The 18,740-nt window shown below is 69.0% G+C and carries 14 protein-coding genes; 12 read left to right on the top strand and 2 right to left on the bottom strand.

What is annotated here, in order from left to right:
- Positions 1-14: 14 nt before the first annotated feature.
- Positions 15-1,604 carry a polyprenol phosphomannose-dependent alpha 1,6 mannosyltransferase MptB gene (gene mptB, locus ABLG96_RS11380; protein ID WP_353647507.1) on the bottom strand — a complete coding sequence of 530 codons (1,590 nt, stop codon included), beginning with the start codon at positions 1,602-1,604 and terminating at the stop codon, positions 15-17.
- 102 nt (positions 1,605-1,706) lie between these two features.
- Between mptB and ABLG96_RS11375 the strand changes: the two genes are divergently transcribed.
- From ABLG96_RS11375 to ABLG96_RS11340, 8 genes are all read left to right on the top strand, one after another.
- Positions 1,707-2,516 carry a metalloregulator ArsR/SmtB family transcription factor gene (locus ABLG96_RS11375; RefSeq protein ID WP_353647506.1) on the top strand — a complete coding sequence of 270 codons (810 nt, stop codon included), beginning with the start codon at positions 1,707-1,709 and terminating at the stop codon, positions 2,514-2,516.
- A complete protein-coding gene (gene sufB / locus ABLG96_RS11370; RefSeq protein ID WP_353647505.1) occupies positions 2,513-4,009 on the top strand; it encodes a Fe-S cluster assembly protein SufB in 1,497 nt (498 codons plus the stop codon). Before ABLG96_RS11375 ends, sufB begins: the two co-directional genes overlap by 4 nt.
- Before the next feature lie 441 nt (positions 4,010-4,450).
- Positions 4,451-5,632: a Fe-S cluster assembly protein SufD gene (gene sufD / locus ABLG96_RS11365; RefSeq protein ID WP_353647504.1), complete on the top strand. Its 1,182-nt coding sequence runs from the start codon at positions 4,451-4,453 to the stop codon at positions 5,630-5,632.
- 84 nt (positions 5,633-5,716) lie between these two features.
- Positions 5,717-6,475: a Fe-S cluster assembly ATPase SufC gene (sufC, locus tag ABLG96_RS11360; protein ID WP_353647503.1), complete on the top strand. Its 759-nt coding sequence runs from the start codon at positions 5,717-5,719 to the stop codon at positions 6,473-6,475.
- Between the two features lie 43 nt (positions 6,476-6,518).
- Positions 6,519-7,829 (top strand): cysteine desulfurase, encoded by a 1,311-nt coding sequence (locus tag ABLG96_RS11355; RefSeq protein WP_353647502.1) that lies wholly within the window; start codon positions 6,519-6,521, stop codon positions 7,827-7,829.
- Between the two features lie 5 nt (positions 7,830-7,834).
- Positions 7,835-8,338 carry a Fe-S cluster assembly sulfur transfer protein SufU gene (sufU, locus tag ABLG96_RS11350; protein ID WP_353647501.1) on the top strand — a complete coding sequence of 168 codons (504 nt, stop codon included), beginning with the start codon at positions 7,835-7,837 and terminating at the stop codon, positions 8,336-8,338.
- Positions 8,338-8,850 (top strand): metal-sulfur cluster assembly factor, encoded by a 513-nt coding sequence (locus ABLG96_RS11345; protein WP_353647500.1) that lies wholly within the window; start codon positions 8,338-8,340, stop codon positions 8,848-8,850. Before sufU ends, ABLG96_RS11345 begins: the two co-directional genes overlap by 1 nt.
- Positions 8,851-8,957: 107 nt before the next feature.
- Positions 8,958-9,650, top strand: coding sequence for an SDR family NAD(P)-dependent oxidoreductase (locus ABLG96_RS11340; RefSeq protein ID WP_353647499.1), 693 nt, complete (start codon positions 8,958-8,960; stop codon positions 9,648-9,650).
- Between the two features lie 173 nt (positions 9,651-9,823).
- On the opposite strand, the gene ABLG96_RS11335 is transcribed toward ABLG96_RS11340, so the two are convergent.
- On the bottom strand, positions 9,824-10,891 hold the full coding sequence (locus ABLG96_RS11335; RefSeq protein WP_353647498.1) for a hypothetical protein: 1,068 nt from the start codon (positions 10,889-10,891) through the stop codon (positions 9,824-9,826).
- Positions 10,892-11,513: 622 nt separating this feature from the next.
- Here ABLG96_RS11335 and dgt point away from each other — a divergent pair.
- From dgt to ABLG96_RS11315, 4 genes are all read left to right on the top strand, one after another.
- Complete coding sequence (gene dgt, locus ABLG96_RS11330; RefSeq protein ID WP_353647497.1) at positions 11,514-13,073, top strand: dGTP triphosphohydrolase; 1,560 nt, start codon at positions 11,514-11,516, stop codon at positions 13,071-13,073.
- A gap of 13 nt (positions 13,074-13,086) precedes the next feature.
- The gene (locus ABLG96_RS11325) at positions 13,087-13,746 is read left to right on the top strand and encodes an acVLRF1 family peptidyl-tRNA hydrolase (RefSeq protein ID WP_353647496.1); all 660 of its coding nucleotides are present in this window, start codon (positions 13,087-13,089) and stop codon (positions 13,744-13,746) included.
- A gap of 322 nt (positions 13,747-14,068) precedes the next feature.
- On the top strand, positions 14,069-16,975 hold the full coding sequence (locus tag ABLG96_RS11320) for an AAA family ATPase (RefSeq protein ID WP_353647495.1): 2,907 nt from the start codon (positions 14,069-14,071) through the stop codon (positions 16,973-16,975).
- Positions 16,976-17,091: 116 nt separating this feature from the next.
- Positions 17,092-18,729, top strand: coding sequence for an ABC-F family ATP-binding cassette domain-containing protein (locus ABLG96_RS11315; RefSeq protein ID WP_353647494.1), 1,638 nt, complete (start codon positions 17,092-17,094; stop codon positions 18,727-18,729).
- Positions 18,730-18,740 lie beyond the last annotated feature (11 nt).

Here is an 18,740-nt window from a genome sequence, read left to right as displayed (position 1 = left end):
GGGCGTGCCGCGGGTCAGTCGTGCTCGGGCGGTCGGAGCGAGCGCACATCGTGATCGACGGCACGTCGGGCCGGCGATGCCGGCCGGGAGAACGACAGGGACACCGAGGAGCGTGGCAGGCCTGCCCGCCGCAGCAACAGGAACGCGATCCCGACCACCACTGCCGCGACAGCCACCGCCTGGATGATCGCGAACGGGGGGATGGTGGCTCCGTTGGGCATGATGATCAGCGCGAACGCTGCCGACAACCACACGGCGAACAACCGGAACCGTCGGTCGGTGGTGGCCGCCGCCAGCGGCAGCACCGCCCACAGCAGGTACCAGGGCTGGATCACCGGGCCCAGCAGCACGAAACCGCCGAGCGCGAGTCCGAGCGCGGTCACCGGGGCCAGTCGCCCGCGCCACGCCCACCACATCAGCACCAGCGATCCGGCGAGACCGGCGCCGGTGCCGATCGGCTGCATGACCGAGATGGCCGCGTCCGAGAAGTCGCCGACCCCCAGCAGTTGGCCGAGGAACCCGGTGGCGACGCCCGACGACGTCGTCACCGACAGGAACGACCGCACCGTTCCCGGAGCGCCGAGACCGTTGACCCACCCGAAGCCGTGACCGGCCGCCAGCGTCAGCGCGCCGAACCCGACGACGAACACTGCGCCGCAGCTCACCGCTCGACGGACCAGCGGCCGCCAGCCCGCCCCGACCCGCAGGGCCAGCGCGATCACCAGGAACGGCAGAGCCATCGCCGCGGTGGCCTTGACCGCGATGCCGAGGGTGATCACCAGTACCCCGACCACGGGCGACCACCGCGGTCCGAACCGTCCGCCGGCACCGAGCCCGATCACCAGTCCGGCCAGCATGGCGCCGAGCATCAGCGCCTCGTTGTGACCGCCGGCGATCAGGTGGAACAGCAGCACCGGGTTGAGGGCCCCGAGCCAGAGCGTGGCGACCGGATCGACCCGGCAGTAGCGGGCGAGCCGGGGAAGGGCCCAGATGATCGCCGCGACCCCGAGCAGCTCGACCAGTCGTTGCAGCAGCACGGCGAGGATGACGTTCTGACCGCTGAGCGTGACCACGGCCCGCGCGATCAACACGAAGAACGGGCCGTACGGCGACGGGGTGTGCTGCCAGCGGGCATCGACCTGGTGGGCGAAGACGTCCGAGTCGCCCAGCGCGTCGTACGGTCCGCTGGCATAGGGGTCGAAACCGTGGTTCGCCATCGAGCCGACGGCCAGGTAGGAGTACACGTCCCGGGAGAAGATCGGCGGCACGACGAGGAACGGCACCGCCCACATCGCCAGGGTGTGCGACAGCTGCGAGCGGGACAGCCGGCGGACCCGACCCGGTACCGCCAGCCGACCGATCAGCAACCAGCACAGGACCAGCAGGCCCATCCCGGCATATGACGCCCCGAGCGCACCGGTCGAGAGCCGTGACATCAGCCCGAGGATGCGGAATCCGTCCACCGGATTGGGGATCGGGGTGGCGGCCCCGTACGAGGAGGTGGCGCCCAGCGCCATGATCAACGCCCCGGTCGTGCCCCACCGGCGGAGCCGGCTCAGCTGCCGGTGCTCAATCGCATCGAGCGGTTCCGGGGGAGGTGCCACCGGTGCAGTCTCGCACCCGATCCGGGTCGGCGTGGGCAGCGCCACAGGCGATCGGTGGGGGTGGCCTTTGTGATCCGCCGGGAAAAACGTCACACTGGTGTTGTGAAAACAACGACGCAGGTTCAGGGCAGCACCGCTGTCGTGTCCGCGTCTGCGTCCGCGCCTGCTCCCGGGCCGGCCACCGCGGTCGAGCAGCCGCACAACGAGCCCGGCTCGGAATCCGGTTCGACCCGCGACGCGGTGATCCGCTGCCTGCTGGAACGCCCCGCCTCCGCGGCGACCATCGCCGTCCGACTGGGCATCTCCGCCGCCGGGGTGCGACGTCATCTGGAGGTTCTGGCCGACGAGCATGCGGTCGTCGGCCGTGAGATCCCGGTCGCCGGGCCCCGCGGTCGCGGTCGTCCCGCCAAGGAGTACCGACTCACCGACATCGGTCGCAGTCGGCTCCCGCATGCCTACGACACGTTGGCCGCGGACGCCATCGCCTACCTCGCCGAGGTCGGCGGTGACGAGGCCGTCACGGCCTTCGCCCGTCGTCGGGCCGAGGAACTGGTGCGGACCCGTCGCGCCGAGCTCGACGCCACCCCCGACCAGGCCGGCAGGGTGGCGATCCTGCGGGATGCGCTCACCGACGCCGGATTTTCCGCCTCCGTCGCCGACGTCAACGGCGGAAGTCAACTGTGTCAACATCATTGCCCGGTGGCGCACGTCGCCGTCGAGTATCCACAGCTGTGCCAGGCCGAGCTCGAGGTCTTCGCCGAGGTCGTCGGCAGCCACGCACAGCGGCTCGCGACGATCGCCCGTGGCGACTCGTTCTGCACCACCTTCGTCCCCGGGGCCGCCGGCTCCGGGACGCTTCACACCCAGGCCGTCTCCGACAAGGCGACCGAAACGGGAAGGATCACTTCATGACCTCCACCGACACCGGGATCGACCGTGGCTCGATCGCAACCGTGACCGATATCGAGACACAGCCGGCTGAGCTCTCGGAGACCCGCATCGAGCAGGCCAAGACGATCGACTCGTTGGGCCGCTACGCATTCGGCTGGTCCGATTCCGACTCCGCCGGTGCCTCGGCGCGGCGCGGGATCAATCCCGAGGTGGTCGCCGACATCTCGGCCAAGAAGAGCGAACCCGAGTGGATGCTGCAGCGCCGGCTGAAGGCACTGCAGCTGTTCGAGCGGCAGCCGATGCCAGGCTGGGGCGCCGATCTGTCCGGCATCGACTTCGACAACATCAAGTACTTCGTGCGCTCGGGCGAGAAGCAGGCGGCCACCTGGGAGGACCTGCCCGACGACATCAAGAACACCTACGACAAGCTCGGCATCCCCGAGGCCGAGAAGCAGCGTCTCGTCTCCGGTGTCGCCGCCCAGTACGAGTCCGAGGTCGTCTACCACTCCATCCAGAAGGAGCTCGAGGACCAGGGCGTCATCTTCCTCGACACCGACACCGCGCTGAAGGAGTACCCGGATCTGTTCCAGGAGTACTTCGGATCGGTGATCCCCAGTGGCGACAACAAGTTCGCGGCGCTGAACACCGCGGCCTGGTCGGGTGGCTCGTTCGTCTACGTCCCCAAGGGCGTGCACGTCGACATCCCGCTGCAGGCCTACTTCCGGATCAACACCGAGAACATGGGCCAGTTCGAGCGCACGCTGATCATCGTCGACGAGGACGCGTACGTGCACTACGTCGAGGGTTGCACCGCGCCGATCTACAAGTCGGACTCGCTGCATTCCGCAGTCGTGGAGATCATCGTCCGCAAGGGTGGACGCTGCCGCTACACGACCATCCAGAACTGGTCGAACAACGTCTACAACCTGGTCACCAAGCGGGCCAAGGCCGAGGCCGGCGCGACGATGGAGTGGGTCGACGGCAACATCGGCTCCAAGGTCACCATGAAGTACCCGGCGGTCTGGATGACCGGTGAGTACGCCAAGGGTGAGGTCATGTCGATCGCGTTCGCCGGCGAGGGCCAGCACCAGGACACCGGCGCGAAGATGTTGCACCTCGCGCCGCACACGAGCTCGACGATCATCTCCAAGTCGGTCTCCCGTGGCGGCGGCCGCACCAGCTACCGCGGCCTGGTGCAGGTGAACCCTGGTTCGCACCACAGCAAGTCCACCGTCAAGTGCGACGCGCTGCTGGTCGACACCATCTCCCGCACCGACACCTACCCCTACGTCGACGTCCGCGAGGACGACGTCTCGATGGGCCACGAGGCCACCGTCTCCAAGGTGTCCGAGGAGCAGCTCTTCTACCTGATGAGCCGCGGCCTCACCGAGGACGAGGCAATGGCGATGATCGTCCGCGGTTTCGTCGAGCCGATCGCCAAGGAACTCCCCATGGAGTACGCCCTCGAGCTCAACCGCCTCATCGAACTCCAGATGGAAGGCGCCGTCGGCTGATCCTCCGATCCGTCGATCTCATCGCGAGGCATTTCCCTCTCGGTGAGACGACAGATCCGGGGTCACCGCAGTGCCGAGCCCGCGCGGCTGTCCTGCACGGTCAGGGCTCCACGGGAGATCGTCTGCGGACGGGGATCCACCCTTCGGCTGGCGCCCCAGGGGGCCAGTCCCAACCACCCGCCCGCCGACGTTCTCCCGTTCCGCCCTGGCCGTTCCGGACCGCCCGAGGGTGTTCGGTCGGCCGTGGATGGGTCTGGCCCCCCGGAGCGAGGAACGAGCGATGGGGTGGTTGGACGGCCGGACATCCTCGGGCGGGGAGGAACGGCCATCGAGGATCGACGCGGCCGATCACCTCGGGCGAGCGAGTGGAAAGCGTTGTAGGACGGCGGTCAGCGAGATGAAGAGCTTGATCCATGAGACGAAGAGAAGGACGAAGGAACAGTGACAGTGACTGAGGCGCCGAACGTTGTCGGCGCGGTGGAGACCAGCGATCGGGTGGCGAAGTTCTTGCACCCCGTTGGCTCCCTTGCCCTCGCCGATCATCCGGTGCCCTCCGGCAAGGAGGAGGAGTGGCGGTTCACGCCGCTGCGACGGCTACGGGGCCTGCACGCCGATGCTCCGTTCCAGCCGTCGGCGACCGAGTGCACCTGGACAACCCCCCAGGGCGCGACCGTGCGTCCGGTCAGCGACCCGGCCGAGTTGGCCGGGATCCGAGGCGCATCCGGCTACGTCCCGACCGATCGCACCTCGGCCCGCATCTTCACCGAGGTCGAGTCGGTGTTGCTGGTCGACGTGCCTGCCGACACCGAGCTGACCGAACCGGTCGTCATCGATCTCACTGGGTCGGACGCGTCCGTCGTGGAGGCCGGTCACATCGTGTTGCGCTTCGGTGCGCACTCCAAGGCCGACGTGGTGATCAACCACAACGGATCCGCGACGATCGCCCAGGTCGTCGAGACTGTTGCCGGCGACGGTGCGCAGATCACTGTCACCTCGCTGCAGGAGTGGGCCGACGACACGGTCCACCTGGCGCACCACCACGTGGCGCTGGGGCGCGATGCGAGCGTCAAGCACGCCGTGCTCACGTTCGGTGGCGACACCGTCCGGATCTCCACGTCGACCCGGTACAACGGTCCGGGTGGCAGTGCCCAGCTGCTGGGGCTCTACTTCGCCGACGCCGGTCAGCACCTCGAGCACCGTATCTTCATCGACCACGACACCCCGAACTGCAAGTCGGATGCGCTCTACAAGGGTGCGCTGCAAGGGAAGTCGGCCCGTACCGTCTGGATCGGTGACGTGCTGATCCGCAAGGCGGCCGCAGGTACCAACACCTACGAGATGAACCGCAACCTGCTTCTCACCCCGGGAGCGCGGGCCGATTCGGTCCCCAACCTGGAGATCGAGACCGGTGAGATCGCCGGTGCCGGCCACGCCAGTGCCACCGGCCGGTTCGACGACGAGCAGCTGTTCTACCTGCTCTCCCGCGGCATTCCCTCCGACATCGCCCGGCGACTCGTCGTCCGCGGTTTCTTCCAGGAGGTGCTGCTCAAGCTCGGCGTGCCGAGCGCAGTGGAGCGCGCATCCGAGACCATCGAGCGCGAGCTCGCCGTCACCGAACACTGACCGACCAGTCGGCCGCACGGCCGCACCTCTCGTCCCCAGCCCGGGTGGACACCCGGCCACCCGACACAAGGAGTACCGAACACCATGGCAACACTAGAGATCCACGACCTGCACGTCTCGGTCATCACCGACGAGGGCCCCATCGAGATCCTCAAGGGTGTCGACCTGACCCTGGAATCCGGCCAGACGCACGCCATCATGGGCCCCAACGGCTCCGGCAAGTCGACCCTCGCCTACTCGCTGGCCGGACACCCCAAGTACCGGGTGACCTCCGGCACCGTCACCCTCGACGGTGCGGACGTGCTGGCGATGACCGTCGACGAGCGCGCCAGGGCCGGGCTGTTCCTGGCGATGCAGTACCCGGTCGAGGTGCCCGGCGTCTCGATGTCGAACTTCCTGCGTACCGCCGCCACCGCCACCCGCGGGGAGGCCCCGGCGCTGCGGCACTGGGTCAAGGAGGTCAAGCAGGCGATGAAGAACCTCGAGATCACCGAGGAGTTCGCCGAGCGCAGTGTCAACGAGGGCTTCTCCGGTGGCGAGAAGAAGCGCCACGAGATCCTGCAGCTGGAGCTGTTGCGGCCGAAGTTCGCGGTGCTGGACGAGACCGACTCCGGCCTGGACGTCGACGCGCTGCGGGTCGTCTCCGAGGGTGTCAACAAGTACCAGTCCGAGACCGGCGGCGGCGTGCTGCTGATCACCCACTACACCCGGATCCTGCGCTACATCAAGCCGGATCAGGTGCACGTCTTCTCCGGTGGCCGGATCGTCGAGTCCGGCGGCGCTGAACTGGCCGACGAGCTGGAGACCAACGGCTACGTCCGTTTCGCCACGGCCGCCGTCTGACCATCCGATCGACACCGAGCACCTCGGAGGTGAGCACCCAGCGATGAGCGCCGACAGCCTGACCACTGCTGCCGCACCGGGTCTGCTGGACCCGGTGACGTCGGCTGGGCTGCGCAACGACTTCCCGATCCTGGATCGCACGATCCGGGACGGGAAGCGGCTGGTGTACCTGGATTCCGGGGCCACCTCGCAGCGCCCGAGCTCGGTGATCGACGCCGAGCAGGACTTCGTCACCCAGCACAACGGTGCGGTGTCGCGCAGTTCGCACCAGCTCGCCGAGGAGGCCACCGAGGCCTACGAGGGCTCGCGTGCCCAGGTCGCTTCGTTCGTCGGTGCTGCCCGCGCCGAGGAGATCGTCTTCACCAAGAACGCCACCGAGGCGATCAACCTGGTGGCGTACGGCATCTCGAACGCCTCCATCGGATCGGAGGGCAGCCGGTTCAGCATCGGGCCCGCCGACGAGATCCTGATCACCGAGATGGAGCACCACGCGAATCTCGTTCCCTGGCAGGAGCTCTGCCGCCGGACCGGAGCCACCCTGAGGTGGATCCCGCTCGGCGACGACTATCGTCTCGACCTGTCGACCCTGCACGAACTCATCACCCCGCGCACGAAGGTGCTGGCCTTCAGCCACCAGTCGAACGTCCTGGGCACCGTCAACCCGGTGGCTGAGCTGGTCGCCGCCGCGCGCAGGGTCGGTGCGCTCGTCGTGCTCGACGCCTGCCAGTCCGTCCCGCAAGGACCGGTCGACCTGGCTGCACTGGACGTCGACTTCGCGGTCTTCTCCGGTCACAAGATGTTGGGTCCCACCGGGATCGGGGTGCTCTACGGCCGCTACCGGTTGCTGGAGGAGCTCCCGCCGTTCCTGACCGGCGGGTCGATGATCGAGCAGGTGTTCCTGGATCACTCGACGTATGCAGCCCCTCCGCAGCGCTTCGAGGCCGGGACCCCGATGGTCTCGCAGGCCGTCGGACTCGCCGCTGCCGTCGACTACCTGACGCAGGTCGGGATGGACGCCGTGGCCGGCCACGAGCAGGCCCTCACCGGGTTGGCCATCGACGGTCTGCTGAGTGTCGACGGCGTGCGCCTGCTGGGCCCCTCGTCACTGGAGAACCGTGGCGGGGCAGTGAGTTTCATCCTCGACGGTGTGCACGCCCACGACGTCGGGCAGATCCTGGACGATGCCGGGGTCGAGGTGCGGGTCGGTCACCACTGCGCGTGGCCGCTGCACCGCCGGTACGGCGTCGCCGCGTCGGTCCGCGCGTCGTTCGCGCTGTACAACACGCCGGACGAGATCGACGCGTTGGTGGCCGCGGTGCAGGACGCTCGCCGATTCTTCCTGCGGGAGCACTGATCCGGATGCAGATGCAGCAGCTGTACCAGGAGATCATCCTCGATCACTACCGCGCGCCGCACCATCACGGTCTGCGCGAACCGTTCGACGCCGAGGTGCACCACGTCAACCCGACGTGCGGCGACGAAGTCACCGTCCGGGTGGAGCTGGCAGATGCCCGCGACGCAGGGACGACGGTCGTCGACGTCTCGCACGACAGCGTCGGCTGCTCGATCTCGCAGGCGTCCACCTCGGTGATGACCGATCTGGTGATCGGCCGCAGCGTGCCGGAGGCCTTGGCCGTCCTCGACTCCTTCACCGACATGATCACCTCCCGCGGCACCGATGCCGGTGACGAGGACGTCCTCGGTGACGGCGTCGCGTTCGCCGGGGTGTCCAAGTACCCGGCACGCGTGAAATGCGCACTGTTGGGCTGGATGGCGTTCAAGGACGCGACAGCCCAGGCCGTCACAGGACACCTCGATCACGCCAGCAACCCGGACGACACCACCACCCACAGGAGCAACTGATGACCCAGAGCACCGAGCAGACAGGCACTGCCCAGGACAGCACGCCCCAGCACGCTGCCGCATCGCCGGCCGAGGTGGCGGCGGACCAGATCGAGACCGATGCCCGCGCGGGCCGCAGCGCTGCAGACCTCGACGCGGGAGTCGATCCCGCGGCGCCGCCCGCCGTCGATGCAGGCGCGACGACCCCGGCCGCCGGAGTGGCGGACGTCGAGGACGTCCTGGAGGCGCTCCGCGACGTCGTCGACCCCGAGCTGGGGATCAACATCGTCGACCTCGGCCTGATCTACGACGTGATCGTGGACGATGCCAACGTCGCGACCCTCGACATGACGCTGACCAGCGCTGCCTGCCCGCTCACCGACATGATCGAGGACCAGGTGCGCGCCTCGCTCACCGGCGAGGGTCTCGTCGAGGACTTCCGGATCAACTGGGTCTGGATGCCGCCGTGGGATCTGACCCGGATCACCGACGACGGGCGCGATCAGTTGCGCGCCTTGGGCTTCAGCATCTGATCGGTGGTGCTGGACGGTGAGCACGAGAAGGCGTCGTCGTTTGCCGCCCGCAGGACCGGGTAGCGGATCGGTGAGAAGTTTTCTCACCGACTGAGGAGCAGACCCCCATGGACCTGTCCGGAGCCAAGATCCTGGTGTGCGGCGCGACCGGGGTACTCGGACGTGGGCTGACCGGCGCACTCCTCGCCCGCGGTGCCAGCGTGGTGCCTGCCGGCCGCGACGCAGATCGGTTGGCAGAGCTGGGGGAGACCTGTGGCACCGTTCCGCTCACGTTCGAAGCCGCGGATGCCGCCTCCTGCGCCGCGATGGTCGACGCCGCTGCCGCAGGGTTGGGTGGGCTCGACGCGATCATCATCACCGTGGGGGTGGCGGCCTTCGGTCCCGCTGCAGACGCTGACCCCGAGCTCGTCCAGGAGTTGTTCGCCGTCAACACCTTCGGGCCGATGGTTCTCGCCCGGGCCGCGCTGCCGCACCTGTCGGAGCACGGGACGGTGGTGGTGCTGTCGGCCATCCTCGCCGACCTGCCCACCGCAGGGATGGGGGAGTACTCGGCCAGCAAGGCGGCCATCAGTTCCTGGCTGTCGGTGCTGCGTCGCGAGATTCGGCCGCAGATCGTCCTGGACGTCCGTCCCCCGCACCTGGACACCGGTCTGGAGAACCGCGCGCTGGCCGGCGCTCCGCGCAAGCTCCCCGCGCCGATGCCCGCCGGTGACGTGGTCGAGCTCATCCTCGCGGCGCTCGAGGGTGGCAAGAAGGAGATCGTCTGGGATCAGCAGTCGAAATCACTCCTCGCCCGCTGATCATCTGCCCACTGCCGCATTCCTGTCTGCTCGGCGCATTCCTGTCTGCTCGGCGCATTCCTGTCTGCTCGGCGCATTCCTATCTGCTCGGCGCATGCTGAACTGCTGCGTGAGCCCGCGTTTCACCCCGCAGACGACATACGAGAATGCGCGGACGGCGGGCATCTCCACCGCTAGCCGGTTGTCTGGTCGTGCTGCGACGCAGCACGCTCCTGTGCTCTGAGCCTTTGCTGCGTTGCGAACCATGGCTTCAAGCGGTCCGGCGGATCGAAGGTCCAGTCGGTGGGGATCGGTCGGCCATGCTGACGCCGTGCCGCCCGATCCGCCAACTCGATGATGCGGCGTCGATTCTTGGCGGCGATCGGCCAGTCGTACCGCTCGACGTCGAATCCGTGATTCCGGATGGCGCTCTCCCGCAACACCTGGCGCCGCATGGCTGCGTGTGGGTCTTCCGATGTGCGTAGCTTCAGACCGCCGTCGGCTTCCAACACCGTGCCGGACTCGGGCAGCAGGTGATCGAGCCGGAATGCTCCCTCGGGTGTGTCGATCCAGACGTTCGACACCGGTGGTTCGCGGCCGGCCTCCAGGAACGCCAACCTGCCCAGGGTTTCCAGGGTGGACTCGGTGCGCAGGTCGGAATGCTCCAGCGCCCATGAGGCCTGCCGGATTCCCGGATATGTGCGCAACTGTCCCGTCAATGACCGCAGGTCATCGGGCTGCACCCCGGTGCGGAGGGCATGCTCGATCATTGTCAAGGCTTGTTCCGGCGTGCCGTGGCGTGCGATGTCGACCGCAGTGAAACCTGGATCCGTCAGGCGGTACCGCACCCGGTCCCACCGATTCGAGATCGGGACGATGCCCGTACGAATGTGCGCAAACCTGCTCCGGTTGGTTCCGCTGGCCGTCGGGTGGTGCCGGATGGCTGTCACCACCGACGGCGGTGTACCCCAGACAGGGAATCCCTGGAGTACGGCGGCGGACCAACCCGTCAGATGATCGACGGGCGCTGAGCCCAGGGCGAAACCGAGCGATCGCAGCCGGAATCTCTCCCAGGGCGTGGCCCCTTCCCACAACTGCGCGGGATAGAACGCGGAACGGCCCAGCTTGACGAGCCCTTCCGTGATGAGACCGCGTCGTACGGTGCCCAGCGGAATCCCGTTGCGGCGCAGATCATCGCAGGTGTACGGACCCGCCCATTGTCGGGCCAGCGCCGACTGACGCTCCTCATCCTCGTTCCTCATGGCTGTCAGCGTGGCCGTGGTCAGCCGTTGTGTCAGTCCCGCCGACGCCGGGTGTGGACAAGTCGGGGCGTGTGGACAAAGGTCGGCGATCCGGCCTTGACCGCGCATTCTCGTTGGTCGTCCGTGGGCTCGGTCTGCGGCGCAGACGCCAATGGAGCATGCGCCGAGCAGATCAGCATGCGCCGAGCAGATCAGCATGCGCCGAGCACGCGGACCCATCGGCGGGCGCAACGGCGCATTCTCGTTGGTCGTCCGTGGGCTCGATGTGCGGCGCAGACGCCAATCGAGCATGCGCCGAGCAGATCAGCATGCGCCGAGCAGATCAGCATGCGCCGAGCACGCGGACCCATCGGCGGGCGCAACGGCGCATTCTCGTTGGTCGTCCGTGGGCTCGATGTACGGCGCAGCAGACGCCAATCGAGCATGCGCGAAGCAGATCAGCATGCGCGAAGCAGATCAGTATGCGCCGAGCAGATCAGTATGCGCCGAGCAGATCAGCATGCGCCGAGCAGATCAGCATGCGCCGAGCAGATCAGCATGCGCGGCAGAGGGCAGCAGCTGCCGATCCACCCGCTGCGGCCACCGGGGCCGCACCCAGCACCCGCCCGGTAGGTTCACGGGCGTGGATCCTCGTCTGCAGCGCCGCCGGCCCGAGGTCGACGCACGGTCCGTCCCGGTGGATGTCGATGCAGCCCTGGTCACCGCCACCGAGGGGGCGTTCCGAGTCGATCTGGAGCGGATCAGGTTCTCGCCGTACTTCTCCAGACTGGCCGCCGTCACCCAGGTCATCACCCCTGGCGTGCTCGCCTCCTTCGTCAACAACCGGCTGACGCACACGGTGAAGGTGACGTCCGTCGCCCGCGCCATCGCTTCCGGGATCCGCACCGGCGAGCAGGCGGCACTCGCCGCCGAACTCGGTGGCTGCGATCCGGTCGTCGTGCAGGCAGCGGCCTCCGCCCACGATCTGGGTCATCCGCCGTTCGGGCATCTGGGCGAGCTGGCGCTCGATCGGCTGGCCCGGTCGCGGTTCGGACTGGCGGACGGGTTCGAGGGCAACGCCCAGACATTCCGGATCCTCGCAGCACTCGACGTCCACGGTCCGGAGGGCAACGGGCTCAACCTGACCGCAGCCGTCCGCGCCGCCGTACTCAAGTACCCGTGGGCCAGGTTCGGTTACCCGGATCCCCACCCCTCCCAGGAACTGGTGGGACCCAAGGGATCCGGTCCGGGAGAGGACGGTGCCGGCGCCGGCAAGTTCTCCGCCTACGTGCTGGACGTCCCCGAGCTGACGGAGGTGCTGGCGGCCTATCCGCGGATCGTGCCCTGGCGACAGACAGCAGAGTGCTCGGTGATGGACGTGGCGGACGACATCGCCTACTCACTGCACGATCTCGACGACTTCCATCGCGCCGGAGTGCTGCAACACGCCGCCATCGCTGCCGAGTTCCGTACGTGGCGCCGCAACCGGGCGGAGTTCGCCGCCGCCGACGACGCCGACCTGCTGCGCCACGAACGTCGCCCCGGCCGCCGGTTGGAGCTGCAGCGCCGCCGGATGTCCGCCAAGGACGCCTGGATCTTCGACGACGAGGTCTTCTCCACCGCCGTCGGCCGGATCGCCGGCGACCTGGTCGACGGGCTGCTCGCGGTGCCGTTCGACGGCTCGATGGATGCCGAACGCGCGGTGGAGGAGTTCACCGCCTCGTGGATCGCCCACCTGCAGGACTCGGTGGTGGTGCAGGCCGATCCGCACCCCAGGTCCGCCCACGTGCGACTGGATCGCCAGGCCTGGCACGAGGTGGCGGTACTGAAGTTCGTGCACCAGAGGTTCGTCCTCGACCGACCCGATCTGGCCGGCTTCCAACGCGGTCAGGCGCAGGCCATCGGCCGACTCGTCGCGGCCTACGACTCCTGGCTCGCCGACCCCGTCGACGGTCGACGGGCACCTCGCCGACTGGTCGATCTGGTGGAGCTGGCGACCGCGGGGTACCGCCGGATCGCCCGCACCGACCGCCGACTGCTCGTCTCGCCCACCGGCGAGATCACCGACGGCACGGACGATCTCATCCGACTCGGTCGAGGCCGCGGCATCATCGACTTCATCGCCTCGTTCACCGATGCGGAGGCGGCCAGGTCCGACGCCACCCTCGGCGGCAGCAGCGGTCAGATGGCCGGGCTGCTGTGACCGGCACCCGATGATGGCCACCCGTTCGCGACCCGCGCCCGGCGGCGGCCGGATGGTCGACGTGGCCCCTGATCGTCTCACCGGGTGGGTCAACCGGTTCGTCGCCGGCCACGCGGGAGCCACCGAACCGCGGGTGGTCGACGACGGCGTCCTGATCCGCGCCGGTGACGGCAGCACCGCCTCGATCGAGGTGCCCTACCCGCCGCTGCGGCTCGCCGGAATGGAGCCGCTGGAGGCGGTGCTCGCACATCTGGAAGGGATCGGCACCATCGGGCTGCTGCTGTTCCGGGCCGGTGCCCACTCGGTCGGACTGTGCAAGGACCGCACCGTGCTCGCCTCGTCGACAGATCGGCACTACGTGCAGGGCCGCACCGCGGCCGGCGGCTGGTCGCAGCAGCGCTATGCCCGGCGTCGGGGCAATCAGCTGTCCGCCGCCCAGCAGGAGGCCGCCTCCGACGCCGCTCGCGTCTGGTCGACCGTCACTCCCGACGTACTGCTGCTGGCCGGTGATCGCAAGGCCATCAACGGAGTGCTCGAAGACCCGCGGCTGACCCGGTTCCTCGACCTGCCGACCCGCGCCATCGGCGACGTCCCGGAGCCGCGGCGGAGCGTGCTGGACGACGTGGCCGCCCGCAGCCTGGACGTCACCGTCGTCATCCGCGACCCGGGCTGACGCGGCCGGATCTGAGGTAGGCGTCCGGCGGATCTAGTGCTCCTGCCTGATGTCCGGTGCTACCTCAGCGGCCCAGGCTCGATACCGGAGCCGCAGACAGCGGCTGCGGACGAGGAGTCGACATGTGGGACACCTGGAGCACCGAAGCGAAGTACCGGACCGAGCAGATCCGCCGGGCGCGCGGCCTGGATTCCGATCATCACCCGGCACCCGCGCACCGGATGCGACCGCACCGGTGGATCCGACGCACCGGGACCGCGGATCGCGGGGCCGGCCGGCAGCGAGCACCGGGGTGTCGGTGCAGCGGGTGATGATGGAGGACGTGAACCATCCCCGCCGCACCGTACCGATGGTGGGTCGCCGCGCTGAACTGGAGCGGCTGCACGACACCCTGCGGAGCGACCGTCCGACCCCGTTGCTGATCGGCGGCGACGCCGGAGTCGGCAAGACCCGGCTGGTCGCCGAGATCCGCGCGCTCGCCGAACAGGAGGGCTGTCTGGTCCTGAGCGGCCACTGCATCGATTTCGGCGATGCGGCTGTGCCCTATCTGCCGTTCGTGGAGATGTTCGGTAGGGCGCCGGAGCCCACGGTTGCCGAGGCGATCGGCCGACACCCGGCCCTGGCCCGGTTGGTCGGACGCGGCAGCGGTTCCACCGATCAGGTGTCCAGGGATGCGCTGCTCGACGACCTGCACGCCGCCCTCACCGAGCTCGGCGAGGGTGGGCCCGTGCTGGTGGTCGTCGAAGACGTCCACTGGGCCGACCGATCGACCCGCGACGTGTTGACCGTGCTGTTCACCCGTGGATTCAGCAGCCGGGTGGTCCTGCTCGTCACCTACCGATCGGACGATCTGCATCGCAGGCATCCGCTGCGACCGACGCTGGCCCACTGGTCGCGGCTCGGGTTGGAGCGGATCACTCTCGAGCCGTTGACCGATGCGGAGATCACCTCCCTCGTGCACGGCCTGCACCCGGACCCGATGCAGGACGGCGCAGTCCGACGGATCGTCGAACGCGCTGAGGGAAACGCCTTCTTCGCCGAGGAGCTGGTCGGAGCGCAGTGCCAGGGTCAGCGGATGCCGGAGAATCTGGCCGAGCTGCTGCTGGTCAGGCTCGACACCCTGGACGACGTGTCGCGGGCAGTCGTCAGGGCGGCGGCGGTGGCCGGACGCACGGTGGAGCACGACGTGCTGGACGAGGTGCTCGACCTGGAGGGCGAGGCCTTCGACCGGGCGCTGCGCAGCGCGGTCGATCTGCAACTGCTCGTGCCCACCACGACGGGGTACCAGTTCCGCCACGCGCTGGTCGCCGAGAGCATCTACGACGATCTGCTGCCGGGGGAGCGCGGGCGGCTGCACCAGCGGTACGTGGCGGTCCTGCACGCCCGACCGGACGCCGTACCCGCCGACCTGGCTCGGCATGCCAGGGCTGCGGGCGACACCGCCACCGCGGTCACCGCAGGACTGAAGGCGGCGACGCTCGCGATGAAGGTCGGGGGCCCGGAGGAGGCGGTGGCTCAGTACGAACAGGTGGCCGGCCGACTGGCGACGGACCCGCTGCTGGCACCCGCTGTCGATCGGATCGCCGTCACCGGAGCCTGGGTGGAAGCCCTGATGGCCGCCGGCCACACCGGCCGTGCCGTGACGGTCGCGCGGGCGATGATCGACGAGCTGCCCGCGGACACCACCCCCGCCGATCGAGCGGCGGGGCTGGCCGTGCTCGTGAGGGCGGCGCTGATGGAGGAATCCTCCCTCGCGCAGAACACCCTGCAGGAAGCCCTGGCCCTCCTCCCGGAACCGGTCGACGGACAGATCCAGCCCATCCCGGTGGTACGGGCTCGCGCCCGTCTGCTGGCCGCATCGGCGCGGGTGGCCCTGATGAACGGACGGTACGAACGGGCGGCCGAGGACGTCCAGCAGGCGACGTCGCTGGCCCAGCAGCACGGCTGGAGCATGATCGCCCAGGACGCTGCGACCACGGCCGCGCGATTGGCCGAGTTCACCGGCGACGGTGCCGCCGCCGCGGCCCGGTTGGACGAGGTGATCCGCCGCGCGGTCGAGGACGACGACATCGTCGCCGAGCTGCGGGCGCGACACTATCTGGGCGGACTGCACCTCAATGCCGGCCACCGCGAGCAGGCACTGCTGGCCTACCGCGAGGGAGCCGACCGCGCCAGGGCGAAGGGCCGACCGTGGGCTCCGTTCGGGATGGATGCCAGGGTGCTGGCCGGGATTGCCGCGGTCGGACTGGGGGAGTGGGAACTGGCAGCAGAGATCGTCGACGTCAGCGGGGACGACCCGCCCGAACTCTCGCGTGCTGCGCTGGCCGTCGTCTCCCTGCTGCTGGCCGCGGGGCGCGGGGATCGTCCCGGCGCTGAGCGGCTGATCCCGGTGATCGATCGGGGTGCCGCGGTCGACGGCATGATCGCGGTGAACCAGGCGTTCGCGCTGATCGATCTGCACGGCGATGCCGACGACCTGCCTGCCGCCCGGGCAGCGTTCGACAACAGCAACACGATCCTCACGACGATGTGGGCGACCGACCATTTCCAAGCCAGGATCCGGCTGACCGCGCTGCTGCTGGGGCAGATCGGGACGCATTCCGGCGCGGCATCAACAGACCGGACAGCAGCGGTCGATGAGTCCCAGCAGCTGGCGACCACCTTGGTGGACGTGTTCGGCGAGGTCCCGGCGGCGAAGTTGCATTGGGGACCGGAGTCCGACGCCTGGTGGGCACGGGTCGAGGCCGAGAGACTCAGGGTGCTCTGGCTGTTCGGCGACGGAGCAGTGAGTGCGGCCGATCTGTCGAGCGCCTGGGAGCAGGTCGTCGAGCTCTTCGACGCACTCGGCGACCGCTTCGAGGCAGCGCGCAGCCGGGCACGTTGGGCGGCCGCGTTGGTGGCTGCGGGTGATCAGCGCGCTCCCGAAGTGGCCGCGGCAGCGGCCGCAGTCGCGAACGAGCTCGGCGCCCGTCCGCTGAGTGCGGAACTCGAGCGTCTCGGCCCGCTGATCGGCCACCGCAGGCGACCTGCCGAGGTCACCGCGTTGACCGCCCGCGAGTTGCAGATCGTCCGACTGGTCGCCGATGGCCGCAGCAACGGTGAGATCGGCCGCCAACTGTTCATCAGCACCAAGACGGTGAGCGTGCACGTGTCGAACCTGCTCGCGAAACTGGGGGCTCGTGGCCGCACCGAAGCGGCCGCGACGGCCCGGGAGCGAGGCCTGCTCTGACCCACTCCGGCCGGCGCAGCTGCCCCAGCCAGTGTGACGAGAAACGTGCAGGTCCGCCCCTGGCACCCCCGTCGTAGAGTGCTGCGGCACGCCGGCCGCCGGTAGAGTGGGGCCACGTGATCACCGCAACCGGCCTCGAATTGCGGGCTGGAACGCGCATCCTGCTCGCCGACACCTCCCTGCGTCTGCAGTCCGGCGACCGGGTCGGCCTCGTCGGTCGCAACGGCGCCGGCAAGACCACCACCCTGAGGGTTCTCGCGGGTGAAGGCGTGCCGTATGCCGGATCCGTCGATCGCACCGGCGAGCTCGGCTACCTGCCGCAGGATCCCCGTGAGGGCGACCTCACCGTCTCCGCCCGGGACAGGGTGCTCTCCGCCCGCGGTCTCGACGTGCTCGCCGCGGACATGGAGAAGGTCCAGATCCAGATGGCCGAGCTGGCCGACAGCCCCGATCGGGATGCCGCCATCGCCCGCTACGGCCGGATCGAGGAGCGCTTCAGCGCGCTCGGCGGGTACGCCGCCGAATCGGAGGCTGCACGCATCTGCTCCAACTTGGGACTGCCTGATCGCGTGCTTGCCCAGCGCATGGAGACACTGTCCGGCGGCCAACGTCGACGCGTCGAGCTCGCCAGGATCCTGTTCGCCGCCGCGACCTCGGACGGCGCGAGCGGCGGTACCGCAGGCGGCACGATGCTGCTGCTCGACGAACCCACGAACCACCTGGACGCGGACTCGGTCGGCTGGCTGCGGGACTTCTTGAAGAGCTACAGCGGCGGCGTCATCATCATCAGCCACGACGTCGACCTGCTCGCAGCGGTCGTCAACAAGGTCTGGTTCCTGGACGCGGTGCGCGGCGAACTCGATTCCTACAACATGACGTGGCAGCGCTACCTGGACGCGCGGGCCACCGACGAACAACGTCGCCGGCGGGAACGGGCGAATGCCGAGAAGAAGGCCGGCGTCCTGATCCAGCAGGCCGCGAAGCTCGGCGCCAAGGCCACCAAGGCCGCCGCCGCGCACCAGATGGTCCGCCGCGCCGAACAGATGATGTCCTCCCTCGACGACATCCGGGTGGCCGACAAGGTGGCCAGGATCCGCTTCCCGACGCCCGCGCCGTGTGGTCGCACACCGCTGACGGCTGCGAACCTGTCGAAGTCCTACGGATCCCTCGAAGTGTTCGCCGGGGTGGACCTCGCCATCGACCGCGGGTCCAAGGTCGTCATCCTGGGACTCAACGGCGCCGGCAAGACCACCCTGCTGAAGCTGTTGGCGGGCAACGAAAAAGGCCAGACCGGTGAGGTGATCCCCGGCCACGGCCTGCGGCTGGGCTATTTCGCCCAGGAGCACGACACGCTCGACATGGATGCCTCCGTCTGGGAGAACATCCGGCACGCCGCCCCCGATGCGGGTGCCCAGGAACTGCGGAACCTGTTGGGCTCCTTCCTGTTCACCGGCGAACAGCTCGAACAACGGGCCGGCACCCTGTCCGGTGGCGAGCGCACCCGATTGGCGCTGGCCGGGCTGGTGTCCTCGGCAGCCAACGTGCTGCTGCTGGACGAGCCGACCAACAACCTCGACCCGGCCAGCCGCGAGCAGGTGCTCGATGCCCTGAGCCGCTTCGAGGGTGCCGTCGTCCTGGTGACCCACGACCCGGGCGCGGTCACCGCACTGCACCCCGAGCGGGTCATCCTGCTCCCGGACGGCACCGAGGACCACTGGTCCGCCGATTACCTCGATCTTGTCGAACTGGCCTGATCGGGGAGCCG

This window comes from Nakamurella sp. A5-74 (assembly GCF_040438885.1).
Lineage (GTDB): Bacteria > Actinomycetota > Actinomycetes > Mycobacteriales > Nakamurellaceae > Nakamurella.
The sequence above is the reverse complement of the archived record's forward strand: the minus strand, read 5'-3'. Positions and strand labels throughout refer to the sequence as shown.

What these genes read in the sequence shown, in the direction of transcription:
- sufB (WP_353647505.1), top strand. Translation starts at nt 2,513, where the DNA reads ATGACCTCCACCGACACCGGGATCGACCGTGGCTCGATCGCAACCGTG.
- sufC (WP_353647503.1), top strand. Translation starts at nt 5,717, where the DNA reads ATGGCAACACTAGAGATCCACGACCTGCACGTCTCGGTCATCACCGAC.
- ABLG96_RS11355 (WP_353647502.1), top strand. Translation starts at nt 6,519, where the DNA reads ATGAGCGCCGACAGCCTGACCACTGCTGCCGCACCGGGTCTGCTGGAC.
- sufU (WP_353647501.1), top strand. Translation starts at nt 7,835, where the DNA reads ATGCAGATGCAGCAGCTGTACCAGGAGATCATCCTCGATCACTACCGC.
- ABLG96_RS11345 (WP_353647500.1), top strand. Translation starts at nt 8,338, where the DNA reads ATGACCCAGAGCACCGAGCAGACAGGCACTGCCCAGGACAGCACGCCC.
- ABLG96_RS11340 (WP_353647499.1), top strand. Translation starts at nt 8,958, where the DNA reads ATGGACCTGTCCGGAGCCAAGATCCTGGTGTGCGGCGCGACCGGGGTA.
- ABLG96_RS11335 (WP_353647498.1), bottom strand. Translation starts at nt 10,891, where the DNA reads ATGAGGAACGAGGATGAGGAGCGTCAGTCGGCGCTGGCCCGACAATGG.
- ABLG96_RS11325 (WP_353647496.1), top strand. Translation starts at nt 13,087, where the DNA reads ATGGCCACCCGTTCGCGACCCGCGCCCGGCGGCGGCCGGATGGTCGAC.